Origin of the sequence: Stenotrophomonas sp. TD3 (genome assembly GCF_001939825.1) — a bacterium.
In the GTDB taxonomy this organism is placed as follows: Bacteria; Pseudomonadota; Gammaproteobacteria; order Xanthomonadales; family Xanthomonadaceae; genus Stenotrophomonas.
In genome coordinates, this window is record NZ_MOYM01000001.1 from 985,203 (window position 1) to 1,008,675 (window position 23,473).

23 protein-coding genes are annotated in these 23,473 nt (G+C 67.4%); 18 read left to right on the forward strand and 5 right to left on the reverse strand.

Features of this window, described 5'->3' with window-relative positions; all coding sequences use genetic code 11:
* Positions 1-35 precede the first annotated feature (35 nt).
* Entirely contained in the window at positions 36-653 is a 618-nt protein-coding gene (locus tag BKE09_RS04670) for an HD domain-containing phosphohydrolase (protein ID WP_075674974.1), read from the forward strand.
* 92 nt (positions 654-745) lie between these two features.
* Here BKE09_RS04670 and BKE09_RS04675 read toward each other — a convergent pair whose 3' ends face one another.
* On the reverse strand, positions 746-2,839 hold the full coding sequence (locus BKE09_RS04675) for a M13 family metallopeptidase (protein WP_014036450.1): 2,094 nt from the start codon (positions 2,837-2,839) through the stop codon (positions 746-748).
* A 137-nt stretch (positions 2,840-2,976) separates the two neighbouring features.
* Here BKE09_RS04675 and BKE09_RS04680 point away from each other — a divergent pair, with 137 nt between their 5' ends.
* Positions 2,977-3,438, forward strand: coding sequence for a hypothetical protein (locus BKE09_RS04680; RefSeq protein WP_075674975.1), 462 nt, complete (start codon positions 2,977-2,979; stop codon positions 3,436-3,438).
* A 108-nt stretch (positions 3,439-3,546) separates the two neighbouring features.
* Here the strand turns inward: BKE09_RS04680 and gpmA are convergent, their stop codons facing one another.
* Entirely contained in the window at positions 3,547-4,296 is a 750-nt protein-coding gene (gene gpmA / locus BKE09_RS04685; protein WP_005408679.1) for a 2,3-diphosphoglycerate-dependent phosphoglycerate mutase, read from the reverse strand.
* Between the two features lie 94 nt (positions 4,297-4,390).
* On the opposite strand from gpmA, the gene nfi reads away from it, so the two are divergent.
* Positions 4,391-5,065: a deoxyribonuclease V gene (gene nfi / locus BKE09_RS04690; RefSeq protein WP_075674976.1), complete on the forward strand. Its 675-nt coding sequence runs from the start codon at positions 4,391-4,393 to the stop codon at positions 5,063-5,065.
* 38 nt (positions 5,066-5,103) lie between these two features.
* Here nfi and BKE09_RS04695 read toward each other — a convergent pair whose 3' ends face one another.
* Entirely contained in the window at positions 5,104-6,084 is a 981-nt protein-coding gene (locus BKE09_RS04695) for a cation diffusion facilitator family transporter (protein WP_046983236.1), read from the reverse strand.
* Positions 6,085-6,264: 180 nt separating this feature from the next.
* Positions 6,265-8,514: a TonB-dependent siderophore receptor gene (locus tag BKE09_RS04700; protein ID WP_075676572.1), complete on the reverse strand. Its 2,250-nt coding sequence runs from the start codon at positions 8,512-8,514 to the stop codon at positions 6,265-6,267.
* 286 nt (positions 8,515-8,800) lie between these two features.
* Between BKE09_RS04700 and BKE09_RS04705 the strand changes: the two genes are divergently transcribed.
* Entirely contained in the window at positions 8,801-10,216 is a 1,416-nt protein-coding gene (locus tag BKE09_RS04705; RefSeq protein ID WP_075676574.1) for a GGDEF domain-containing protein, read from the forward strand.
* A 107-nt stretch (positions 10,217-10,323) separates the two neighbouring features.
* On the opposite strand, the gene BKE09_RS04710 is transcribed toward BKE09_RS04705, so the two are convergent.
* Positions 10,324-11,541, reverse strand: a complete 1,218-nt coding sequence (locus tag BKE09_RS04710) for an MFS transporter (protein ID WP_075674977.1) — start codon at positions 11,539-11,541, stop codon at positions 10,324-10,326.
* A gap of 77 nt (positions 11,542-11,618) precedes the next feature.
* Here BKE09_RS04710 and BKE09_RS04715 point away from each other — a divergent pair, with 77 nt between their 5' ends.
* The 14 genes from BKE09_RS04715 (at position 11,619) to BKE09_RS04780 (ending at position 23,467) form a co-directional block, all read left to right on the forward strand.
* Entirely contained in the window at positions 11,619-12,068 is a 450-nt protein-coding gene (locus tag BKE09_RS04715; protein ID WP_075674978.1) for a helix-turn-helix domain-containing protein, read from the forward strand.
* A gap of 73 nt (positions 12,069-12,141) precedes the next feature.
* Positions 12,142-13,269: a metallophosphoesterase gene (locus BKE09_RS04720; RefSeq protein WP_075674979.1), complete on the forward strand. Its 1,128-nt coding sequence runs from the start codon at positions 12,142-12,144 to the stop codon at positions 13,267-13,269.
* A 132-nt stretch (positions 13,270-13,401) separates the two neighbouring features.
* Complete coding sequence (locus tag BKE09_RS04725; RefSeq protein WP_008265770.1) at positions 13,402-14,085, forward strand: response regulator; 684 nt, start codon at positions 13,402-13,404, stop codon at positions 14,083-14,085.
* A complete protein-coding gene (locus BKE09_RS04730; RefSeq protein WP_075674980.1) occupies positions 14,082-15,461 on the forward strand; it encodes an ATP-binding protein in 1,380 nt (459 codons plus the stop codon). Before BKE09_RS04725 ends, BKE09_RS04730 begins: the two co-directional genes overlap by 4 nt.
* An 80-nt stretch (positions 15,462-15,541) precedes the next feature.
* On the forward strand, positions 15,542-16,378 hold the full coding sequence (locus BKE09_RS04735; RefSeq protein ID WP_075674981.1) for an alpha/beta fold hydrolase: 837 nt from the start codon (positions 15,542-15,544) through the stop codon (positions 16,376-16,378).
* 1 nt (position 16,379) lies between these two features.
* The gene (locus BKE09_RS04740; protein WP_075674982.1) at positions 16,380-16,739 is read left to right on the forward strand and encodes an EamA family transporter; all 360 of its coding nucleotides are present in this window, start codon (positions 16,380-16,382) and stop codon (positions 16,737-16,739) included.
* Complete coding sequence (locus tag BKE09_RS04745; protein ID WP_075674983.1) at positions 16,736-17,134, forward strand: DMT family transporter; 399 nt, start codon at positions 16,736-16,738, stop codon at positions 17,132-17,134. Before BKE09_RS04740 ends, BKE09_RS04745 begins: the two co-directional genes overlap by 4 nt.
* Positions 17,135-17,144: 10 nt before the next feature.
* Positions 17,145-18,353: a DegT/DnrJ/EryC1/StrS family aminotransferase gene (locus tag BKE09_RS04750; RefSeq protein WP_075674984.1), complete on the forward strand. Its 1,209-nt coding sequence runs from the start codon at positions 17,145-17,147 to the stop codon at positions 18,351-18,353.
* A 168-nt stretch (positions 18,354-18,521) separates the two neighbouring features.
* Entirely contained in the window at positions 18,522-19,238 is a 717-nt protein-coding gene (locus BKE09_RS04755) for an MtnX-like HAD-IB family phosphatase (RefSeq protein WP_075674985.1), read from the forward strand.
* Between the two features lie 64 nt (positions 19,239-19,302).
* Complete coding sequence (locus BKE09_RS04760; RefSeq protein ID WP_014036434.1) at positions 19,303-20,703, forward strand: aminotransferase class III-fold pyridoxal phosphate-dependent enzyme; 1,401 nt, start codon at positions 19,303-19,305, stop codon at positions 20,701-20,703.
* A gap of 28 nt (positions 20,704-20,731) precedes the next feature.
* Complete coding sequence (locus BKE09_RS04765; protein ID WP_075674986.1) at positions 20,732-21,796, forward strand: GNAT family N-acetyltransferase; 1,065 nt, start codon at positions 20,732-20,734, stop codon at positions 21,794-21,796.
* A gap of 3 nt (positions 21,797-21,799) precedes the next feature.
* Positions 21,800-22,684: an arginase family protein gene (locus BKE09_RS04770; protein WP_075674987.1), complete on the forward strand. Its 885-nt coding sequence runs from the start codon at positions 21,800-21,802 to the stop codon at positions 22,682-22,684.
* Positions 22,685-22,826: 142 nt separating this feature from the next.
* Positions 22,827-23,186, forward strand: coding sequence for a VOC family protein (locus BKE09_RS04775; RefSeq protein WP_071228487.1), 360 nt, complete (start codon positions 22,827-22,829; stop codon positions 23,184-23,186).
* A gap of 68 nt (positions 23,187-23,254) precedes the next feature.
* A complete protein-coding gene (locus BKE09_RS04780; protein WP_005415768.1) occupies positions 23,255-23,467 on the forward strand; it encodes a ParD-like family protein in 213 nt (70 codons plus the stop codon).
* Positions 23,468-23,473: the final 6 nt, after the last annotated feature.

Below are 23,473 nucleotides of genomic sequence, written 5' to 3' on the forward strand. Positions count from 1 at the left end.
AATACCCCGCACCGGTCCCCACCCGGTGCGGGCGGATGACCATGTTTCCTGACGCCGTACCCGCCCCCGACCTGCTGCACGCGCAGGCCTGCCTGATCGATGCCCTTTCGATGTCGCTGCAGATGCGCGACGCCTACACCCGCCACCACTGCGACCGCGTCGGCCTGTTCGCGCAGCGCCTGGCCGCGCACTGCGATCTCGATGACGAGGCCTGTGCGCAGATCGGCCTGGCCGCGCGCTTCCACGACATCGGCAAGATCGGCATTCCCGACGATGTGCTGCTGGCACCGCGCCGGCATACCGATGAGGAGCGCGCGATCATGCGCGAGCATCCGATGCGCGGCGAACACATCTTCCTGGCCACTGGCCGCAGCGACGCCGCGCCCGTGGCGCGACTGATCCGCGCCCACCACGAAGCCTTCGATGGCAGCGGCTATCCCGATGGGCTGCGCGGCGAATCCATCCCGCTGGGCGCGCGCATCGTCACCATCGCCGATGCCTACGATGCGATGACCAGCGTGCGCCCGTACCGCGACGCGATGGAGCACGAAGCCGCATTGCGGATCATCGAAGCGCAGTCTGGAGGGCTGGTGGACCCCTACGTGCTGCAGCGCTTCCATCGCATGCTGGCGCGGGAGCCGGAGCTGGCCTGAGATCCACCGGGCACCGCCCGGCGCCACCAACCGCTCAAACAAAAGGCCCGGCAATTGCCGGGCCTTCTGCATCACGCATCACGCATGATCGATTACCAGATCACCACGCGCTTGTCGTCGGCACGCACCATCGCGTCGCCGGCCTTGCACTGGAATGCAGCGGCATAGGACGGCATGTTCGACGGCGCACCGTTGGCACGGAAGTTGGCCGGGGCGTGCGGGTCGGTGTTCAGGCGGACGCGCAGCTCACCATCGGTGAAGTTGCGGCGCCACACGGTGGCCCAGTTCATGAAGAAGCGCTGGTCCTGGCTGTGGCCGTCCACTTCGACGTTCGCCTTCGGGTCTTCCTTCAGCGCCATCTGCAGCGCGTCGTAGGCCACGGTCAGGCCACCCAGGTCGCCGATGTTCTCGCCCAGGGTCAGCTTGCCCTTCACGAACACGCCCGGCACCGATTCATAGCCGTCGAACTGCGCGACCAGCTGGTCGGTACGCTCGGTGAAGGCCTTGCGGTCGGCATCGGTCCACCAGTTGTCGAAGTTGCCGTTGGCGGCGAACTGGCTGCCCGAGTCATCGTAGCCGTGCATCATCTCGTGGCCGATGACCGCACCGATGCCGCCGTAGTTCAGCGCCGGATCGGCCTTGGCGTCGAAGAACGGTGCCTGCAGGATCGCCGCCGGGAACACGATCTCGTTCTTGGTGGCGTTGTAGTACGCGTTGACGGTCTGCGGGGTCATGCCCCACTCGGTCTTGTCCACCGGCTTGCCGATCTTGTCCAGCATGTAGCGGTAGTTGAACGCACGTGCCGCCTGCATGTTGCCCAGGTAGCTGTCGCCGTTGGTCTGCAGGCCCGCCCAGTCACGCCACTTGTCCGGGTAACCGATCTTCGGGGTGAAGCTGGCCCACTTCTCCAGTGCCTTCTTCTTGGTTTCTTCGCCCATCCACGGCAGCTGCTCCAGGCGCGCCTTCAGCGCCTGCGACAGGTTTTCCACCAGGTGCTGCATGGCCACCTTGGATTCGGCCGGGAACACGGCATCGACATACAGCTGGCCCAGGGCTTCGCCCATGCCACCGTTGACCGACTCCAGCACGCGCTTCCAGCGCGGCTGCATTTCCTTCTGGCCACGCAGGGTGGTGCCATAGAAATCGAAGTTGGCCTTCTCGAACTGGCTGCTCAGGTACGGCGAGGCGTCGTCGATGGTGTGGAAGCGCAGGTAGGCCTGCCAGGTGCTGGCCGGCACGTCGGCCAGCATCTTGTCCATTTCACCGAAGAAGCCCGGCTGGGCCAGCGAGAACTTCTGCGCGGCCGGCACCTTCAGGGTGTCGAACAGCGCGGTCCAGCTGAAGTTCGGGGTCAGCTTGTCGGCGTCGGCCGCGCTGAGCGGGTTGTAGCGCTTGGCCGGGTCACGCATTTCAATGCGCGACATCGAGGCCTTGGCCAGGCGGGTTTCAAAGGCCATCACAGCCTTGGCCTGCTCGGCCGCCTGCGCCGCGTCCACGCCGGACAGGGTCAGCACCTGTGCGATGTAGGCCACGTAGGCGTCGCGGATCTTGGCCTGCGCGTCGTCGAAGTAATAGCCCTTCTCCGGCAGGCCGAGGCCGCCCTGGCCGACATAGGCGATGACGTTGGCCGAATCCTTGTAGTCGGCATTGGCGAACAGCGAGAACAGCACGCCCTTGCCCTCGGCCTGGCTGTCGCGCAGGTACTGGGTGATGGCAGCGGTATCGTTCAGCGCCGTGATCTTGTCCAGCTGCGGCTGCAGCGGCGCCAGGCCGGCGGCTTCGATCTTGGCTTCATCGTTGCCGGTCTTCCAGATGTCACCGATCTTGGCTTCCACCGAGCCGGCCTTGGCCTGACTGGCGGCGGCCTGCTGCACCAGCGTGTGCTGCACTTCCAGCGAGCGCTCGCGCAGGATCTCGAAGCTGCCCCAGGTGGTCTGGTCGCCCGGCACCGGGTTGGCCTTCAGCCACTTGCTGTTGACGAAGCCATTGAGGTCGGTACAGGCCGAAATGGCCGGATCCAGATCGGCGCTGTTGAGCGAGATCAGCGGCGTCTTGATCTGCGACAGGTCGAAGGCCGGCTTGGCGTCGGCGCTGGCCGCCGGCGCGGTTTCATTCTTGCCACAGGCCGCCAGCGAGGCAGCGATGGCGATGGTCAGGCCCAGCGGGACCAGGTTGCGGACGTTCATGAGGCTCTCCTGCGGGTAATTTCACAGGGTAGCCGGGGGAACGGGGCTGGGGACCGGCCAAAGGTCACGAGCCCGTGGAGTCGCCAACCAACTGCACACCGGTATTCTTATCTTCCCGATCACCGGATATCGCGCCCATGGACGACGCTGCGCTGCTACTGGCCCTCGACACTTGCGAGTATCTATTCCTGACGGATATTGGCGAACCGGAGGCCAACTGTCTGCGGCTGGTCATCGAAGAGGGACAGGTGACAGGAGAGCCTCGCCCAGTGGACCTCGGCAATGGACGTTCGATCGAGGGCGTGCGCGCGATAGAGACAACTTCCCATTCGCAGCGGTTCGAGCTGGTTTGGAACGCCTACATCAGCTACACCGTGCACAACGAGTCCTACCAGAGCTGGGACGACTCCGAAGCCTGGAGCGGCAACCTGTTCCGCCGTTACAGCCGTTCGAAATTCCTCGATTATCTGGACCGTGCCACCTTCGCTGATACCCGTTACCCGGGCCCATTCACGCATTACCAGGTGATATGCCAGGACCACGTCATCGACATTGCTGCGTTGCAGCCGCCGAAGGCGCGTCTGTTGGGTCCTTCGTAGCTCGCATATGCAGCCACCCATGGGGTGGCTCTACTGGGGTGTGACAGCGTCAGTCGAGCATGGCTCGACTCTACAAAAGCGAAGGCCGGCTTGAGCCGGCCTTTTGTTTTATTTCGCCTTGCCCTGGTTGGCTACGGCTTCAGCGGCCTTGCGCGCCGCTTCCGGGTCGCCCAGGTAGCGGAACGACTGCACCGTCAGGTCGTCGTTCAGTTCGAACAGCAGCGGGATGCCGGTCGGGATGTTCAGCTCGAGGATTTCCTCGCGCGACACGTTGTTGAGGTACTTGTACAGCGCGCGCAGCGAGTTGCCGTGGGCAGTGACCAGCACGGTCTTGCCGTCCTTCAGCTGCGGCGCGATGGCGTCGTGCCAGTACGGCAGCACGCGGTCCAGCGTGGTCGCCAGCGATTCGGTGCCCGGCAGCGCGTTGCGGTCCAGGCCGGCGTAGCGACGGTCATGGATCGGGTGGCCCGGATCTTCCAGCTCCATCGGCGGCGGCGGGATGTCGTAGGAACGACGCCACACCTTGACCTGCTCCTCGCCGTGCTTGGCAGCCGTCTCGGCCTTGTCCAGGCCCTGCAGGCCGCCGTAATGGCGTTCGTTGAGGCGCCAGGACTTGTTCACCGGCAGCCAGTCCTGTTCCAGCTCGGCCAGTGCACCCTGCAGGGTGTGGATGGCGCGCTTGAGCACGGAAGTATGGGCGACGTCGAACTGCAGGCCTTCCTCGCGCATCAGGCGACCCGCGGCGGCCGCTTCCCGGCGCCCCTGCTCGGTCAGGTCGACATCGACCCAGCCGGTGAAGCGGTTGTCCAGGTTCCACTGGCTCTGGCCATGGCGCAACAGTACGAGTTTACGGGTCACTGCAGGGTCTCCAACGCGAGGAAAGGCAGGCTGCCATTGTAGCCCCGGGCGCCGCTCACCGGGCCGTGGCACCGCGCATGCGATGCTGTGACCAATGAATACGATGATCGACCCCGGGCGCTGGGAAGGCAGCGTCGCCGCCGCCCGCGAGCAGCAGATCCAGCTGGCCGGCCGCGCGGAGCGCCAGGACCGCCTGCCACGCACGGTGCGCTGGCTGGCCGGGCTGGATGTCGGCTTTGAAGACGGCGGCGCCATCACCCGCGCCGCGGCGGTACTGCTGGACGCGGAGACGCTGCAGCCCGTGGTGCAGGAGATCGCGCGCATCCCCACAGTGATGCCCTATATCCCCGGCCTGCTCAGCTTCCGCGAGCTGCCGGCACTGCTGGCCGCGCTGGCGCTGCTGCCGCGCGCGCCGGACCTGGTGTTCGTCGATGGCCATGGCATCAGCCACCCGCGCCGGCTGGGCGTGGCCGCTCACCTCGGTGTGGTCACCGACCTGCCGAGCATCGGCGTGGCCAAGTCGAAGCTGGTGGGCCGGTTCGTCGAACCGGGCGCCGAGGCCGGCGCACATACGCCGCTGCTGGATGGCGATGAGCAACTGGGTTGGGTGCTGCGCAGCAAGCTGCGCTGCAAGCCGCTGTTCGTGGCCGGTGGCCATCGGGTCAGTGCGGATACCGCGCTGGACTGGGTGCAGCGCACGCTGCGCGGTTACCGGCTGCCGGAGCCGACCCGGCTGGCGGACCGGCTGGCCTCGCGGCGCGACGAATGACCGCACCGGGCACCGCCCGGCGCGGTCGTCATCCTCGATCAACGATGCACGTGGCCGCGATGGCCCTGCGCGTCCTCGCCGTGGTCATGCCCTTCATGGCCCTCGTGCTCGCCGCCCTTGGCCGGCGCCGGCTCACCACAGGCTTCGCCGCAGTGGTCCGCTTCGATCTGCAGTGTCACGTGCTCGATGCCGAAGTCATCGTGCAGGCGCCCGCCCAGCTCACGGCGCAGCGCATCGGCATCGGTGCCGTCGCGCATCACGATGTGCGCGGTCAGCGCCGGGGTGCTGGAGGCCAGCGCCCACACGTGCAGGTCATGCACGTCCAGCACGGCGGCATGGCCGGACAGGCTGTCGCGCACCTTGGCCACGTCCATGCCCTTGGGCACGCCCTCCAGCAGCACGTTGATCGCCTCACGCATCAGCACATAGGTGCGCGGCAGTACCCACAAACCAATCAGTACCGCCAGGATCGGGTCGATCGGCTTCCAGCCGGTCCACTTGATCAGCAACGCGCCGGCGATCACCGCCACCGAACCGAGCATGTCCGCCCACACTTCCAGGTAGGCGCCCTTTACGTTGAGGCTCTCGCCACTGCCGGCCTGCAGCAGGCGCATCGAGATCAGGTTGATGACCAGGCCCGCGGCGGCGATCACCAGCATGCCGGAGGAGGCAATCTCCTGCGGCTCGCGGAAACGACCAACCGCCTCCCACAGGATGTAGGCGGCAACCACGAACAGCATGGCGCCGTTGATCATCGCGCCCAGCGCTTCCAGGCGTGCGTAGCCGTAGGTGCGGCGCGCGTCCGGCGGGCGCCGGCTCAGCCGCACCGCGACCAGCGCGATCATCAGCGCCAGCGCATCGGTGGCCATGTGCGCGGCGTCTGACAGCAGCGCCAGGCTGTTGGTCCAGAACGCGCCCACCACTTCGACGACGAGGAAGGTGGAGGTCAGGCCGAGTGCCCACCACAAGGGTTTCTCGTGACGGATCTCGGATGGCAGGTGATCGTGGTCGTGGCCCATGGCAACAGCTCCTTTGCGATGCGGTGCAGGCTACGCCGTGCTGGCGGGGGAGACTATTACGGTGTTTATAACATTGCAGGCCACGCGGTCCCTCACCGGGCATGGCCCGGCGCTACCGGAGCGTGGCCGGCAGCGCCAGGCCACGCCTGGCGAACGCAGCGGACCGACGTCCGCGTGCGGTCAGAACCCGAAGCGCAGGCTGGCCCAGTACGCGCGGCCCGGCTCGTTGTAGGTCGCCGCGCCGGCATCGCTGCTGTTGGCCTCGCGGAACAGGCGCTTGTCGGCCAGGTTGTTCACGCCGAAGCCGAAGCTGACCGTCTCGGTCACCTTGTAGCGCGCGCTCACGCCCCAGATGTTGTAGGCGCCGCGGTCCTGCAGTGCGATCGACGCATCGCAGCTGCCGGTGCAGCGCGGATCGTTGTTGATGTTGGTGGTGGCCGGCTTCTGCTTGCCGTAGAAGGTGCCGGTCAGCAGCACCGACAGCTTGTCGGTGGCCTGCCAGTCCAGCATCGTGTTGATCGTGTACTTCGGGATCACCGACAGCGGCTGGCCGGTGCTCTTGTTCTCGTTCTCCACCATGTACGTGAAGTTGTTGCTCCACTTCAGGCGGCTGCCCTGCTCGCCCAGCAGCGGAATCACCAGGTTGCCTTCAAGCCCCTGCACGATCGCCTTCGGCGCGTTCTCCCAGCGGAAGATGCGACCGCGGCCATCGGCGGTCAGGCCGATCTGGTCGTAGCCGGCCTGGATCTTGTCCTTGTAGTCGTTGTGGAAGTAGGTCAGCGACGCCTGCCAGCCGCTCTGCGGCGCCCACTCGATGCCCAGTTCCTTGTTGATGCTGGTTTCGGCCTTCAGGTCCGCATTGCCGCGCATGTAGCAGCCGGCCCCCAGGCTCGGCAGTGCATTCGGGCAACCCAGGCCGCGGGTGTAGTACAGATAGTCCGGATTCGACTGGTACAGGTTCGGCGCCTTGAACGCACGCGCGATGCCGCCCTTCACCACCCAGTCGCTGTTGATGCGGAACTGCGCATTGAGGCTGGGGCTGGTGTTGTTGCCGAACTGGCTGTGACGGTCGAAACGCAGGCCCGGGGTAACGATCCAGCGCTCACCCATATAGATGTTGTCTTCCACGAATACAGCGGTGGTCTGTGCATCGGCCTTGCCGCGCGCACGGTCGGCCGACAGCCCCGGGAAGCCGCCGCCGCTGCTGCTGGACTGGCTCATCGAATACGGGTCGGTCAGGCGGCTGTCCAGATATTCAAAGCCCAGCGTCCAGATGTTCTCGGCGCCGCCGAGCGTGGTCGGGAAGCTCACTTCGCCATCCAGCTGGTAGTTGCGCAGGCGCGAGGTCGACCAGTCGGTGCCGTTGAAGCTGCCTTCCGGGCCACCGGCCAGGCCTTCATTGATGCGCGAGTTGTTCACCGCTTCCACTGCGGCCGTCACCCGCGATGTCACATCGCCCCAGCGTCCGCGATGGGTGATCGCGCCGGTATTGCGGTACATGCGGTTGGTTTCCGCCTCGCCCTCGGCCAGGGCGGCCAGGTCGATGCCGGTCGAGGTGCCGGTGGTGCTGACGGCGCGGTCACCGGCGTAGATGTTGCCCTGGCGGCTGGTGCCGGCTTCGAACTCCACCACCTGGTCGGCGGTGATGTCCCAGCGCAGCAACGCGTTGACGTCGCGGTTCTTGACGCCCTCGCGGCCAGCCGGCGGCACCGCGTTCGGGTTGGTCGCGTACTGGCGGTTGAGGTCCAGCGAGTCCGCGTCGGTCTTGTTGAGGTTGCCGTACAGGCGGAACGACAGGGTGTCGGTCATCGGCCCACTGAGCTGCAGGCCGACGCGCTCGCTGCCGCCTTCGGCGCTGTGCTCGGGCACCAGTCCGTACAGATCGACCGCGCCGGTCAGGTCGCCGGTCGGGCGCTTGGTGATGATGTTGACCACGCCGCCGGATGCACCGGAGCCATAGCGCGCCGCCGCCGGGCCGCGCAGCACCTCGATGCGTTCGATCATTTCCGCCGGCACCCAGTTGGTATCGCCGCGCGTATTGCGCTCACCGCTACGGCCCATGCGCACGGCGTCACGCGCACCGATGCGCTTGCCATCGACCAGGATCAGCGTGTTCTCCGGGCCCATGCCGCGCAGGTCGATCTGGCGGTTGTTGCCGTACTGGCCCGAGGCGCTGTTGCCGGTGAGGTTGACGCCCGGCATGGTGCGCAGCAGTTCGGCGATGTCGTTGGCCGGCGGGCGCTTGGCGATGTCCTCGGCGGTGATGGTCGAAGTGCCCAACGCCTGGCGGGCGATCTGCGAGGCGGTGACATGCACCGTGTCGATATCGGTGGCGTCGGTTTCGGCCTGGGCGGTCAGGGCGCTGCCCGCCAGCAGGGCGGCAACGGCGAGCGCCAGCGGGCGCGGCGAAAGGACAACGGCTCGGGACATGATCTGGACCTTCTGGCAGGGCAACGGGGCCTCTGGCAAAGGGCTTGAGGCAACGACGAGGGGGAGGCGGAGCAGTCCCGCAGTCACCTGCGGCCCGATCCGTGCGCGCATTCTCCCATTAATGCGAGTGATTCTCAAATGCGTTCACTCATTGCCGCAGCGACGCCGATGTGCTTTGCGCACCGTGCAACCCTGCACCGCGCGTAAACTGGCCGGCTAACCTGCCATCAACCGTATGCCGCCACGGCCGATACCCGTGGTTTGCCGTACGCAGTCAGAGATCGACGTGGAACCACCCCAATTGGACGATGCCAGCCAGCCGCTGGCCGAAGCCTGGCAGCACTGCCTGCAACAGGCCGGCCCCGCCGCCACCGCGCTGCTGCGCGCCGCTGCCATCGACGCCCCGCCCGCGCTGGCCCAGCGCTTCTATGAAGTGCTGCTGCAGGATGGGCGTGCACGCCGCTTCCTGTCCCACGAGCAGGTCAAGCAGCGCCTGCAACCGGCCATGCAGCGCTGGCTCGTGCAGCTGCTGACCACCGATGCCGACGGCATTGCTGCCACCGTCGCCTCGCAACGGGTGATCGGCGACGTGCATGCCCGGGTCGGCATTCCGGTCGACCTGGTGACCCGTGGCGCACGCGTGCTCAAGCACGAGTTGTTCGTGCGCCTGCGCGATGATGCGCCCGACAGCGCCATTGCGTTCGCCGCCATCGACTGCCTCAGCGCGATCATGGACATCGCCATGGAAGGCATGACCCTGGCCTACACCCATGCCCGCGAGCGCTCCACCCGTGCCGATGCTGCGTACCGGCTGTTCTCGCTGGTGCAGAACGTCGGCACCGAACGCGAGCGCCAGCGCGCACTGCTGCTGGACTGGGAGAACGCCCTGCTCTACGCGTTGGCCGGTCATGTGCAGGCCAGCGACAGCGCCAGCCTGGCCACATCGGAGTTCGGCCTGTGGTTCACCCACAAGGGCATTCCCAGCTTCGGCGAGAGCAGCGAGACCCAGCAGGTCGGCCAGCTGATGGCCCGCATCGACAGCAGCCTGCAACAGGCAAGCCATGATGCCCCGGCACAGCGACTGGCCGTGCTGCCGGCCATCCGCGAGGACCTGGCCGCCATCCGCACGCTGATGACGCTGCTGTTCGAGCGCATCGGTGAACTGGATGCCGGCAGCGATGCCCTGACCAACCTGCTCAACCGCCGTTTCCTGCCAACCGTGCTGCGCCGGGAGATCGAACTGGCCACGCGCAACCGCACACCGTTCTCGCTCCTGCTGCTCGACCTGGATCACTTCAAGGCGATCAACGACGGCCACGGCCACGATGCCGGCGACCGCGCGTTGCAGCACGTCGCCGGCCTGCTCGGCCAGCTCACGCGCGGCAGCGACTACCTGTTCCGCTATGGCGGCGAGGAATTCGTGGTGGTGCTGGTCGCGGCCAGCGAGTCGCAGGCCTCGGTGATCGCCGAGAGCCTGCGCAGGCAGATCGCACACTCGCCGGTGGCACTGGCCAATGGCCAGGTGCTGTCACTGACCGCCAGCATCGGCGTGGCCGGCCATGACGGCCACCCGGACTACGAACGGCTGATGGCACGTGCCGACGCGGCGATGTACGAGGCCAAGCGCAGTGGCCGCAACCGCGTGGTGGTGGCCAGTGCGGACCTGCAGGAAGCCCCGGGACGGCGTGCGCTGCAACGGTAATCCAGCGCGGACGGTAACCGAGGGGTAGAGTCGACTGCCAGTCGACTATCGCGCGCAGCGCGGGCTTTTCGCGATCCGCGGGAAGTGCAGTCGACCAACAGTCGCCTCTACCGACATCCGGCACTACCGATACCGGCACCAGCCGTTGCCTTCATCGCCACCACCCGCCACGCGGCCCACCACAGCAATGCCAGCAACGCGATGCCGGCGCCCAGCAGGCACACGGCAGGCCAGCCATGCCGGGCCTGCATCCAGGGCCCGGCAGCCGCACCGGCACCACTGCCCAGCGCATAGAACAGCATGTACAGCGCCACCAGGCGCCCATGCTGTTCTGCCGGTGCACGCAGCAGCAGCGCCTGGTTCGATACGTGCAGTGCCTGCCCACCGAGGTCGAGCACGATCACGCCCAGCAGCAGCAACGACAGCGACTGCGGCAGGCCCAGCAGCGGCCACCACGCGGCCAGCATCAGCAGCAACGCGCCAAGACTGACCCGATCGGCGAAACCGCGGTCCATCCAGTACCCGACCCGCGCCGCCATCAATGCGCCCACTACGCCGGCCAGGCCGAGCGCACCGATGGCCGCGGTGGACCACTGCAGCGGAGGCGCCGACAAGGGCATCGGCACCGCCGCCCAGAACACGTTGAGGCCAGCAAACAGCAGCAACGCCAGCGGCCCACGCTCGCGCAGACTGCGGTCCCGGCGCAGCATGCCCAGCATCGAACCCAGCAGTGCGGACCAGCGCGGCGGTACCGCCGGTACCGGCACCGCCGGCAGGTGCCGCCACAACAGCACGGCCAAGGCCGCCATCATCGCTGCCGACAGCAGATAGACCGCCCGCCAGCCGATGGTGGCCGCGACCGCGCCCGATACCACGCGCGCCAGCAACAGGCCGATGAACACGCCACCCTGCACCACGCCCACCACGCGGCCGCGCTGCTCCGGCGGCGCCAGCGTGGTGGTATAGGCGATCAGCCCCTGGGTCAGCGCGGTGCCCAGCAGGCCGGCCAGCAGCATGCCCGACAACAGCCATGCCGCAGTCCGGGCAGCCGCCAGCCACAGCAGGCCCAGCACCAGCGCCATCAACTGCAGCCGCAGCAGACGTCGCCGGTCACCGCGATCGGCCAACGGCAGCAGGCCAAGCAAGGCCAGCACGCTGCCGGCCTGGGTTGCCGCCAGCACTGCGCCCGCCACGGCACGGTCCAGTGCGAAGCCCTGCGCCAGCCGATCCAGCAGCGGTTGCGCGTAGTAGACGTTGGCAACGCTGGCGCCGGCCGCGACCGCGAGCAGGATCAGCAATGGGCGGGAAATCAATGGAACGCTCATGATGTGGTTGCAATTTGAAACTTGATGCAGGCTATCGCCATTGGTTTTAAACTGCAACCACATCCGGAGGCCCCAGCATGCACGCCAACAGTCCCTGCCCCGTCGCCCGCAGCGCCGACCTGCTCGGCGACCGCTGGGCGTTGCTGGTCATCCGCGATGCCTTCGATGGCATCACCCGCTTTGGCGACTTCCAGCGCAGCCTGGGCGCGGCGCGCAACATCCTCAGTGATCGCCTGCGCAGGCTGGTCGAGGCCGGCATCCTGCAACTGCAACCGGCCTCCGATGGCTCGGCCTACCAGGAATACGTGCTCACCCACGCCGGCCAGGAACTGTTCCCGCTGCTGGTCGCGCTGCGCCAGTGGGGAGAACGCCATCGCTTCGGCGCCGGTGAAGCCCATTCGCAGTTGATCGAATCCAGCACGCGGCGACCACTGCCCTACATGCAGCCGCACGGGCGCGACGGTCAGCCCCTGCCGGCCGCCGCGACCCGCGTGCGCAAGCTCAAGGACGACGGGCGCGGCGCCTGATCCGCCCATTCGCGCACACCACGATCCGGTCGCGCCGGTTAGCATCGGATGTTTCCGCCGCCGGACGCCGCCGATGCCGCGCTATCGCCCTTCCCTGATGACCGCCCTGCTGCTGCCGCTGCTGGCCTGCAGCGCCGGAGCCACGCAGGCCCGCGACGTTGCCGCGCCCGCCGACCACGTGCAGGCCGATGGCCCCTATGTATTCCGCGAGGGCACGCAGCTGCAGGCCAAGTGGATCTGCGACGACAAGGTCGAGTCGCGCACGCTGGCCACGCAGCCCGCAGGCACCGACATCGCCCCACGCTGCGGCTACGGGCACACCGTGCATGTGGCCGCGCCGAATGCACCTTCGATCTCCGTACTGCCGGCCGCGCCGCGCATCGTCGCGCTGTCCGACATCCATGGCCAGTACGGGCTGCTGGTGCGCCTGCTGCGCGCCCACCGGGTCATCGACGCGCAGGACCGCTGGGCACTGGGCAAGGACACCCTGGTCATCGCCGGCGATGTGTTCGACCGCGGCCCGCAGGTGACCGAGGCGTTCTGGCTGCTGTATGGCCTGCAGCAGCAGGCCGCCGCCGCCGGCGGCGCAGTGCACTTCGTGCTTGGCAACCACGAAACCATGGTGCTGTACGACGACCTGCGCTACGTCAACCCGAAGTACCTGCGCAGCGCCCAGCTGCTCGGCCGCAGCTACCCGCAGCTGTATGGCGCCGACTCGGTGATCGGGCAGTGGCTGCGCACCCGCCCGGTGCTGCTGAAGATCGGCGATACCCTGTTCCTGCACGGTGGCATCTCGCCCGAGGCGGTGCAGCTGGCGCTGGACCCGGCACGCACCAACGCGGCCTATCAGGCCTCGCTGGGCCTGCCCAAGGCCGAAGTGAAGGCCGATCCGGCCACCGCACCGCTGTATGACGGCAAGACCAGCCCGATCTGGTACCGCGGCTATTTCGATGGCCGCCTCGACACGGCCGGTGTACAGGCCGTGCTCGATCGCCTGCAGCTCAAGCGCATTGTGGTCGGCCACACCTCGATGCCGCACGTCAGCAGCTTCCATGGCAACCGCGTGATCGCCATCGACAGCAGCATCAAGAACGGCGAGAACGGCGAACTGCTGTTCATCGAGGATGGCGAGCTCAGCCGTGGCCTGCTGGATGGTTCACGGGTACCGCTGGCGCTGGGTGAGCCGGGCCTGCAGGACTGAATGGAGGGACAGCGCGACGGTGCCGGGAGGTACCGGCGCGCTCCACCTTCACCCGGTTTGCGGCTACCCTCGGCAGCCGAGAGGCCCACCCCGTCCATCCGCTGGGCCTGACCGTTACAGGAGCCCCCGCGCATGCGCGTTCTGATTGCTGAAGACGACCCGGACATTGCCTCCGGCCTGTGCGCCTCGCTGCGCCGGCAGGGCCATGTGGTCGACCACGTCGACAACGGCGCGCACGCCGACGCTGCACTGGGCTCGACCCAGTACGCGTTGCTGGTGCTGGACCTGGGGCTGCCGCAACTGGATGGCCGCGACGTGCTGCAACGCCTGCGCCAGCGCGGCGATGGCCTGGCGGTGCTGGTGGTGACCGCCCGCGACGGCCTGGCCGAGCGCGTGCGTGTGCTCGACCTCGGCGCCGACGACTACCTGGTCAAGCCGTTCGCACTGGACGAATTCGAAGCCCGTGTGCGTGCACAGCTGCGCCGGGTCACCAGCAATGGCAATCCGGACCTGCGCATCGGCCGCCTGCGCCTGGACCTGGCCGGGCACCGCGTGTGGATCGACGACCAGTCGCTGGAACTGACCGCACGCGAGTTCGGCCTGCTGTCGGCGCTGGCAGTACGCGCCGAGCGCATCGTGTCACGCGCGCAGCTGGTGGAAGCGCTGTGCGACTGGGGCCAGGACCTGACCGACAACGGCCTGGACATCGCCCTGCACCGCCTGCGCCGCAAGCTGCAACCCGGTGGCATGGGCATCCGCACCGTGCGCGGGCTGGGCTACATGCTGGAAGACGCGCAGGACGACAGCGCCCCGTGATCAGTGGCCCTCCCAGCCTGCGCCGGCGCCTGCTCGCCTTCCTGGCGTTGCCGATGCTGGGCCTGCTCACCTTCAATACGATCCTGGCCTATTACGTTGCGTTGGATTATTCCAACCGCATCCACGACCGCAACCTGATCGACGACACGCACTCGTTCGCGCAGATGCTGAGCACCATGCCGGTGACCAGTGACCTGTCCCCCCAGGCGCGTTTCCTGATCGAGTACGACCCCGACGGCCATCGCTATTTCAACGTCGACAGCAGCCGCAAGGGCACCCTCAGCGGCAACGCGGACTTCAGCCCGTATGCCCCTTCGCAGGACTGCACCGGCGTGCATCCGGCGCTGTACGACGGCAACCTCAACGGCCAGCAGGTGCGCATGGCCACCGTCTGCACGCAGGCGATGAACGACCCGCAGGACCAGCTGGCGGTGACCGTGGCCGAAAGCATGGCCGACCGCCGCCAGCGTGCGCGCGAGATCCTGATGATCATCATCCCGCTGATGACCATGCTGGCGCTGGGCACCGCTGCGCTGGTCTGGTTCGGCGTGACCTACGGCCTGCGCATCCTGACCCCGCTGACCACTCGCCTGGCACAGCGCCGTGGCGAACTGGCGCCGATTTCCGATGCCGACGTACCGGAGGAGATCCAGCCGCTGATCAGCACCATCGACGGACTGTTTGCCCGCCAGGCGGAAATGATCACGCTGCAGAACCGCTTCATCGCCGATGCCGCGCACCAGCTGCGCTCACCGTTGGCCGGCATGGCCCTGCACGTGGACCAGGCACTGGCCCATGGTGACCCGGACACGGTGCGCGAGGCGCTGCAGCACATCCGGCGGCTCAACCAGCGCACCGCGCGGGTCAGCACCCAGCTGCTGGCGCTGAGCCGGGCCCAGACCGTGCCCGATACCGTGGAAGCGCTGGACCTGTGCGAACTGGTGCCGCAGTGGGTCGGCATGCGCGTGCCCGAAGCGATCCGCGATGGCATCGATCTGGGCTACCGCGGCAGCCCCCATCCGCTGCGCGTGCTCGGCAACGGCGCCCAGCTGCAGGAAGCGCTGGACAACCTGATCGACAATGCGCTGCGCTATGCCGGCCGCGATGCGACCGTCACGGTCGGCGTGCATGCGCTGGACGACAATGACGTCGAACTGTACGTGGAGGACAACGGGCCCGGCGTACCCGAGGACGTGATGCCGCGGCTGGGCGAGCGTTTCTTCCGCGCGCCCGGCACCACCGCCAGCGGCACCGGCCTGGGCCTGGCCATCGCCCACGAAGCGGTGGAGCACTTCGGCGGCCGCCTGACCTTCCTCAACCGTGCCGGTGGGGGCCTGAAGGTCGCCATCACGCTGCCCCTGCTGAAGGCCCCCTGACCCGGACCGGGGCGCTGAAAGGCTGGCGAAAATCGCGCTTGCGATCCTGACCATCCCCACTGCCGTCCCGGAGCCGCCAGGTGACCGAATCGCACGACTTCTTCCTCCCCGGTGGCCCGCAGGGCGTGCTGCTGGTCCACGGCCTGACCGGCACCCCGGCGGAAATGCGCATGCTGGGCAAGGGCCTGAACAACGCCGGTTTCACCGTGCACGGCGTGCAGCTGCCCGGCCATTGCGGCACCGTGGATGACCTGCTGGCGACCACCTGGGAACAGTGGTACCAGGGCGTGGAAGATGCGGCGGCGAGCCTGCGTGGCAAGGTCGACCAGCTGTTCGTCGGTGGCCTGTCGATGGGCGCGGTACTGTCACTGGCGCTGGCTGCACGCCGCCCCGAGTGGGTGTCCGGCGTCGGCGTGTATGGCGCCACCTTCCGCTACGACGGCTGGAACATTCCCGCCGTGGCCCGCCTGTCGTTCCTGCTGCCGTGGTTCAAGCGCTTCAACATCGGCCGCGACCGCATGTTCATGGAGGAACCGCCGTACGGCCTGCGTGACGAGCGCCTGCGCGCGCAGGTCAGCGCCGCCATGCTGTCCGGCGACAGCGCCGCTGCCGGCCTGCCGGGCAACCCCTGGCACGCGCTGGCCGAGATGCGTGCCCTGAGCATCTGGACCCGTCGCCACCTGCATCAGGTCACCGCGCCGTGCCTGGTGATGCACGCCCGCGAAGACGATGTGGCCAGCATGGGCAATGCCGAGCTGGTGATGTCGCGGGTCAGCGGCCCGAAGGAACTGGTGGTGCTGGAAGACAGCTACCACATGATCACCATCGACCGCGAACGCCGCGACGTGATCCGCCGCAGCGCGCGCTTCTTCACCGAAATCGGTGAACGCAGCGGCGTCCTCAAGGCGGTGGCCTGAGATGGGGGCACTCGCCACGCTGCTGTGGCTGGCCAATGTCGTGCTCGATACCGGTGGCCAGCTCGCCTTCAAGGCCGCCGCCAGCGACCCGCAGGACGGCGAAGGACTGCAACGCTGGAAACACATGCTCAGCCGCCCCTGGCTGTGGATCGGCATCGCCTGCTACGTGCTTGAATTCGTCGCCTGGATCGCGTTCCTGTCATTGGTACCGCTGTCCAAGGGCGTGCTGCTGGGCTCGATCAACATCGTTGCGCTGATGATCGCCGGCCGCTTGCTGTTCCGCGAGAAACTCACGCCGCTGCGGGTGACCGGCATGCTGCTGGTCACTGCGGGCGTGGCGGTGGTGGGGGCGGGCTCATGAGGCGCCTGTATGTGATCGGTTTTCCGCTGCTGATGGCCTTCGACACGCTGGCCCAGCTGTGCTTCAAGTACGCCGGTGACGCCGCGTTGCCGGTCGAGGCCAACACCGCCTGGCTGCTGCGCGTGCTGTCGCAGCCGTGGGTATACGGTGCCATCCTCGGCTACGTCGGCGCGTTCTTCACCTGGATGAGCCTGCTGCGCCACGCTCCGATCGGCCCTGCCTTCGCGGCCTCGCACCTGGAAGTGATCAGTGTGCTGCTGCTGTCGGCGTGGCTGTTGAACGAACCGCTGACCCTGCACCACCTGGTGGGCGCGGTGCTGATCGTGGCCGGCATCGTCTGCCTCGGCCGCGCCGAAGCGGATGACCCGCACAGCCCCGCCGAAAGCACCTCGTGAGCGGGCTGCGATGAGCCTGTTCGCGCGCGAACTGCCTCCGACCGCCGGCCTGCCGATGCAGGCCAGCGACTTCCTTCCCGGTGGCGGCGACCTGCGTGACATCCTGGCCAAACAGCTCGGCACACCGCCGCTGCAGCTGACCTGTTCCGGCACCCACGCGCTGCTGATCGCACTGCGCACCCTGCGCAAGCGTGCGCCCAAGCGCGATACCGTGATCCTGCCGGCCTACACCTGCCCGCTGGTGCCGATCGCAGTGCACAGCCTCGGCCTGCGCGTGCAGCTGTGTGATACCCGCCGCGGCCACTTCGACTTTGATCCGGCACAGCTCTCGCGCCTGGCCGACGCACGCACGTTGGCGATCCTGCCCACGCACCTGGGCGGGCGCATCGCCGATGTTGAACTGGCCGCCGACATCGCACGTGGCGCCGGCGCCTGGGTCATCGAAGATGCCGCTCAGGCGCTGGGCGCCCGGGTCGGCAACAGCAGCGTCGGCCTACGTGGCGATATCGGATTCTTCAGCCTGGCCGCCGGCAAGGGGCTGAGCCTGCACGAAGGCGGCCTGCTGGTCAGCCGCGATGACGAGCTGCGTGCCGCGCTGGCCGAACACGCGGCCGAGCAGGTGCGTTTCAGCCTGCGCTGGGAGCTGCTTCGCAGCGTGCAGCTGCTGGGCCTTGCCGCCTGCTACCGCCCCTCGCTGCTGTCGCTGGTGTACGGCAATCCACTGCGCAGCGCACTGCAACGCGGCGATCTGGAAGAAGCGGTCGGTGACGTTTTCCCGCTGGACATCCCGCAGCACCGGGTCAGCCACTGGCGGCAGAACATCGGCGCCCATGCTGCACGGCGGCTGCCGGCGTTCCTGCAGGCCGGGCGCCTGCGCGCATTGCAGCTGCGCGTGCAGCTGGCACAGCTGCCGGCGGTGGAGGTGGTCGACGGTCTGGCCGGTACCGGCGGCACCTGGCCGATGCTGATGCTGCTGCTGCCCAGCCAGCGCGCGCGCGATGCCGCACTGGACGACCTGTGGCCGCGTGGCCTCGGTGCCAGCCGCATGTTCATCCATGCCCTGCCCGACTACACCTACCTGCGTGGCATCGTGCCGCAGGACGACATGCCGAACGCGCGCGACTTCGCCGCACGCATGCTGACCCTCGGCAACAGCGCCTGGCAGACCCGTGAAGAGACCACGCAGATCCTGCAGGCGCTGGCCGCTGCGCAGCCCTGAAACGGCGGTTTTCAGGGCATTGCGCCCATTCAGGAAACTCGATTCCTGAACACTTTCCCCACCCCGCAGTGCAGCCTTTCAACAGGAAAGGAACGAGAAAGGCTGCCTGCCTACATTGAGCCTGCCCCGGCACCGTGCCGGATGCCTTTCTCATCGACGGACCTGCCCATGCACTGGAGCATCCTGTGTGACTTCGACGGCACCATCAGCCTCGAAGATGTCATCGACTCGCTGCTGGAGAAGTACGGCCAGCCGGGCTGGCAGGAACTGGAAGACCAGTGGAAGTCGGGAAAGATCGGCTCGCGTGAATGCATGCAGGGCCAGGTGCGGCTGCTGAAGCTGGACCCGGCCACGCTCGACGCACACCTGGACCAGGTAAAGATCGATCCGGGCTTCGCCGCCTTCGTCACCCGCGCCGAGCAGCTGGGCCTGCCGCTGCGCATCGCCAGCGACGGCCTGGACTATGCGATCCACCGCATCCTCGCCAACCATGGCCTGCCGCCGCTGCCGGTGGTGGCCAACCACCTGCGCTGGTGCGAAGACCACTGGGAACTGGAGTCGCCCTACCAGGCCGAAGGGTGCCGTAGCGGTACCTGCAAGTGCACCTGCGCCGCGCAGGCGCGTGCCAACGAAGCACCGCGCGTGCTGATGATCGGCGACGGCAGTTCGGACTTCTGCGTGTCCGAGGATGCCGACTTCGTGTTCGCCAAGCGCCGCCTGATCACCCATTGCACCAATGCCGGCATCGAGCATGCCGCCATCGATACCTTCCACGATGCAATCGCACTGTTGCCGCGCTTGCTCGATGGCAGCCTGCTGCAGCCACGTCGCCTCGACGCCAGCCCGCAGCCCGCCGCACTGCCCCTGCTGCTGGCCACCGCCTGAGTACTCCCTTCCAGGCACGCTCCCCCGTTACCCCTTTCGAACGTCCTTCACGGAACCGAACTGCATGAACATTTTTGACAAGAACGCCGATTCGGCTGCCTCCGACGCGCAGCTGCTGGCCGACGAAGCCCGCTACAGCTCCTTCGGCGACACCGTCCACTACGTCGACCCGCCGAAGATCTTCCAGCGCGGCGAAGGCAGCTATATGTTCGACGGTGCGGGCGTGCCCTACCTCGACCTGCAGATGTGGTACTCGGCCTGCAACTTCGGCTACAGCAACAAGCGCCTGAACGACGCGCTGAAGGACCAGATCGACACCCTGCCGCAGGTCGCCAGCCAGTACCTGCACCCGACCCGCGTGCAGCTGGCCAAGACCATTGCCGTGGACATGCACGAGAAGTTCGGCCTCGACGGCCGCGTGCACTTCAACGTCGGCGGCGCGCAGGCCATTGAAGACTCGCTGAAGATCGTGCGCAACGCGCGCGGCGGCAAGAGCCTGATGTTCGCCTTCGAAGGCGGCTACCACGGCCGCACCCTGGGTGCGTCGTCGATCACCTCCAGCTACCGCTACCGCCGCCGCTACGGCCACTTCGGCGAGCGCGCGATGTTCATCCCGTTCCCGTACCCCTTCCGTCGCCCGAAGGGCATGACCCCGGACGAGTACTCCGACCACTGCGTGTGGCAGTTCGAGCGCCTGTTCGAAAGCGAGTACAACGGCGTGTGGGATCCCAAGGTCGGCCAGGCAGAGTACGCCGCGTTCTACGTCGAGCCGATCCAGGGCACCGGCGGCTACGTCATCCCGCCGCGCAACTTCTTCACCGGCCTCAAGCGCGTGCTGGACAAGTACGGCATCCTGATGGTGGTCGATGAAATCCAGATGGGCTTCTGGCGCACCGGCAAGCTGTGGTCGATCGAGCACTTCGGCGTGACCCCGGACGTGCTGGTGTTCGGCAAGGCGCTGACCAACGGCCTGAACCCGCTGTCGGGCCTGTGGGCGCGCGAAGAGCTGATCAACCCGACCGTATTCCCGCCGGGTTCCACCCACTCCACCTTCAACTCCAACCCGCTGGGCACCCGCCTCGGCCTGGAAGTGCTGAAGCTGGGCAAGGAAATGGATTACGAGCGCACCGTGCCGGAAAAGGGCGCGTACTTCCTCGACGGCCTGCGCGGCCTGCAGAAGCGCCACCCGGAAATCGGCGACGTCGACGGCCTGGGCTTGGCCCTGCGTGCGGAAATCTGCCAGACCGACGGCTACACCCCGAACAAGGAACTGCTGGACCGCATGGTCGACATCGGCCTGGCCGGTGACCTGCTGCACGACGGCAAGCGCATGGGCCTCGTGCTCGACGTGGGTGGCTGGTACAAGAACGTGATCACCTTCGCGCCGTCGCTGGACATCAGCTACGAAGAGATCGACCTGGCGATCACCCTGCTCGACCAGGCGCTGACCAAGGCCAAGGGCTGAGGTCGATGCGCTGCCGGTTCCCGTGCCGATGGAGATGACGTCACGCGCGTCCAGCACCGCGCTGGAACCGGCCGCGCTGCTGGAGGGCTTCCTGGCCCACCCGCCGCTCGGATTCGAGGCGGGCCGCCTTCCCAGCGGCCTGCCGACCTTCCGTGCGCCGCTGGACCTGACCACCACGATGGATGACGACCTGCGCGGCAAGCTGCTTGGCTTGCCGCTGTCGCGCCTGTGGCGGCCCTGGATCACCTGGAAGACCCGCTTCGTCGGTGCCACCAGCACCGAGTACACCCCGCTGCCCGCGCACGTCGCACCAGAGGCATTGGCCGAGGACGTGACGCGTCACGCGATCGGCGATACCCGGCTGCTGGTGGTCAAGGACCTGGCGATTGATTCGCCGCTGCTGGACGACGCCGCCAACGCACACAGCGGTGCCTTCCTGCAGGCGCTGCTGGCACGCGGCTTCGTCGAACTCGAAGGCATGCCGCTGGCCTGGGTGGCCATCGATTTCGATTCGATCGATGGCTATCTCGGACGCCTGTCGTCCTCGCGCCGCAAGAACATCCGGCGCAAGCTGCGCTCGCGTGATGACCTGCAGATCGACTGCATCGCCACCGGTGATCCGGCCCTGGCCGACCCGCAGCTGCAGGCCGAACTGTATGCGCTGTACCTGGGCGTGTACGCGCAGAGCGCGGTGCATTTCGACCAGCTCGACCTGCCCTATTTCCAGTACCTGCTGGCCGACAGCCTGGGCCAGGGACGCATGTTCCTGTACCGCCACCAGGGCCAGTTGATCGGCTGGAACCTGTGCTACGTGCATGCCGGCAAGCTGGTGGACAAGTACATCGGCCTGGCCTATCCGCAGTCGCGCGAGCACAACCTGTACGCGGTCAGCTGGATGCACAACCTCGAGTACGCGCTGCAGCACGGCCTGAGCCACTACGTGGCCGGCTGGACCGACTCGCGGATCAAGGCCGAGCTCGGCGCCCGCTTCACCTCCACCCGGCACGCGATCCACGCACGCTCCCCGCTGCTGCGCGCTGCCCTGCGCAGGCTGGCCCCGTACCTGCAGGGCGAACCTGATGGAGGCGGTTGAACGATGCCGTTGCGTTCCCCGTTGATCCTGGACCTGGATGGTGGCGTGATGCCGCTGCCCCAGGCGCAGATCCTGGCCTTGCCGCAGTGGCACGATCCGCTGCGCTTCGCCTGCAGCAATGCCACCCTCGACCGTTTCGCCGCTGAAGTGCTGGCACCGCTGCCGGCCCAGCTCGGCACGGTGATGCTCGGCAGCGGTGATTTCCATCATCTCAGCCTGCCTCTGCTGCGTCGCATGCGCGCGCAGGAGCCGTTCCAGCTGGTGGTGCTGGACAACCATCCGGACAACATGCGTTTCCCGTTCGGCATGCACTGCGGTTCATGGGTGAACGCGGCCAGCAAGCTGCCGCAGATCTCGCACATCCATGTGCTGGGCATCACCTCCAGTGACATCGGCCTCGGCCACGCCTGGGAGAACCACTGGCGCCCGCTGATCGGCGGTCGCCTGACCTACTGGTGCATGGACGTGGACGTGGGCTGGGGGCATCGCCTCGGCATGGGCCACGCCTTCCGCCGTTTCGAGCATCCCGAAGCGCTGGTGGCCGCGTTCGCTGCAGAGCAGGCGAAGTCGCCACAGCCGACCTACCTGTCGATCGACAAGGATGTGTTCGCCGAGGACGTCGCCCGCAGCAACTGGGACCAGGGCCGCTTCCAGCTGGAACACGCGCTGGTGGTGATCGAAGCGCTGCGCGCCGGCGGCCTGGTCGGCAGTGACATCACCGGCGAAGTGTCGCTGGCCAACTACCAGAGCCGCTTCAAGCGCTGGCTGTCCTCGCTGGATGGCCAGCCCGACATCAGCGCCGACGATCTGCCGGTGTGGCAGGCACGGCACCAGCAGGTGAACCGCGAACTGCTGGCCGCGATGGCCTCGGTGCCGACGGCCTGCTGACCGCATTCGGTCGTGCCGGCCGCGGGCCGGCATGGCTTTGGTAGTGCCGGCCGCTGGCCGGCAACCTCATTGTTCCCGGGCTCACGAGGATGCCGGCCAGCGGCCGGCACTACACTGGGTTCCTGCCCCAGGAGCCCTCGCCATGCCCCAGACCGTCATCCCGCAACTGCGCATGCGCCATGCCGACACCACCCTGCCGTTCTACGTGCAGGGGCTGGGTTTCGTGGTCGACTGGGAACACCGCTTCGAACCCGGCTTCCCGCTGTTCGCCCAGCTGACCCGCGACGGCCAGACGATCTTCCTCACCGAACACAGCGGCGACTGCGAGGTCGGCGGCGCGGTGTACTTCATCGTCGAGGATGTCGACGCCCTGCACCGCGCCTTCAGTGCCGCAGGCGTCCCCATCGAACAGCCGCCGCATGACACCGAATGGGGCAGCCGCGAGATGCTGCTGCGTGACCCCGACGGCAACCGCCTGCGCTTCGCCACCGACGCCAGCTGAACCGGGCGGCCTTGAGCTGGATATACGAAACATATACGCTTCGTATATCCACTCCTCCAGGACCGCCCATGGGCATCGTCAACATCGATGACACCCTGCACGACCAGCTGCGTCGTGCCTGCACCGTCTCCAGCCGCTCGATCAATGCCCAGGCCAACTTCTGGATCCGGGTCGGCATGCTGTGCGAGATGAACCCCACGCTGAGCTTCCAGGACATCGTCGCCAGCGAACTGCGGGCGGCCGGCGTGCAGCCGCCGCTGCTGGCACCGGGGCAGGTCTGAGCAGAT

Excerpts from the sequence above, each read along its gene's own strand:
- BKE09_RS04725 (WP_008265770.1), top strand. The coding sequence starts at position 13,402 with ATGCGCGTTCTGATTGCTGAAGACGACCCGGACATTGCCTCCGGCCTG.
- BKE09_RS04715 (WP_075674978.1), top strand. The coding sequence starts at position 11,619 with ATGCACGCCAACAGTCCCTGCCCCGTCGCCCGCAGCGCCGACCTGCTC.
- BKE09_RS04780 (WP_005415768.1), top strand. The coding sequence starts at position 23,255 with ATGGGCATCGTCAACATCGATGACACCCTGCACGACCAGCTGCGTCGT.
- BKE09_RS04710 (WP_075674977.1), bottom strand. The coding sequence starts at position 11,541 with ATGAGCGTTCCATTGATTTCCCGCCCATTGCTGATCCTGCTCGCGGTC.
- BKE09_RS04675 (WP_014036450.1), bottom strand. The coding sequence starts at position 2,839 with ATGAACGTCCGCAACCTGGTCCCGCTGGGCCTGACCATCGCCATCGCT.
- BKE09_RS04680 (WP_075674975.1), top strand. The coding sequence starts at position 2,977 with ATGGACGACGCTGCGCTGCTACTGGCCCTCGACACTTGCGAGTATCTA.
- BKE09_RS04700 (WP_075676572.1), bottom strand. The coding sequence starts at position 8,514 with ATGTCCCGAGCCGTTGTCCTTTCGCCGCGCCCGCTGGCGCTCGCCGTT.
- BKE09_RS04775 (WP_071228487.1), top strand. The coding sequence starts at position 22,827 with ATGCCCCAGACCGTCATCCCGCAACTGCGCATGCGCCATGCCGACACC.
- BKE09_RS04720 (WP_075674979.1), top strand. The coding sequence starts at position 12,142 with ATGCCGCGCTATCGCCCTTCCCTGATGACCGCCCTGCTGCTGCCGCTG.
- BKE09_RS04740 (WP_075674982.1), top strand. The coding sequence starts at position 16,380 with ATGGGGGCACTCGCCACGCTGCTGTGGCTGGCCAATGTCGTGCTCGAT.
- nfi (WP_075674976.1), top strand. The coding sequence starts at position 4,391 with ATGAATACGATGATCGACCCCGGGCGCTGGGAAGGCAGCGTCGCCGCC.
- BKE09_RS04745 (WP_075674983.1), top strand. The coding sequence starts at position 16,736 with ATGAGGCGCCTGTATGTGATCGGTTTTCCGCTGCTGATGGCCTTCGAC.
- BKE09_RS04695 (WP_046983236.1), bottom strand. The coding sequence starts at position 6,084 with ATGGGCCACGACCACGATCACCTGCCATCCGAGATCCGTCACGAGAAA.
- BKE09_RS04760 (WP_014036434.1), top strand. The coding sequence starts at position 19,303 with ATGAACATTTTTGACAAGAACGCCGATTCGGCTGCCTCCGACGCGCAG.
- BKE09_RS04755 (WP_075674985.1), top strand. The coding sequence starts at position 18,522 with ATGCACTGGAGCATCCTGTGTGACTTCGACGGCACCATCAGCCTCGAA.
- BKE09_RS04670 (WP_075674974.1), top strand. The coding sequence starts at position 36 with ATGACCATGTTTCCTGACGCCGTACCCGCCCCCGACCTGCTGCACGCG.
- BKE09_RS04750 (WP_075674984.1), top strand. The coding sequence starts at position 17,145 with ATGAGCCTGTTCGCGCGCGAACTGCCTCCGACCGCCGGCCTGCCGATG.
- BKE09_RS04770 (WP_075674987.1), top strand. The coding sequence starts at position 21,800 with ATGCCGTTGCGTTCCCCGTTGATCCTGGACCTGGATGGTGGCGTGATG.
- BKE09_RS04765 (WP_075674986.1), top strand. The coding sequence starts at position 20,732 with ATGGAGATGACGTCACGCGCGTCCAGCACCGCGCTGGAACCGGCCGCG.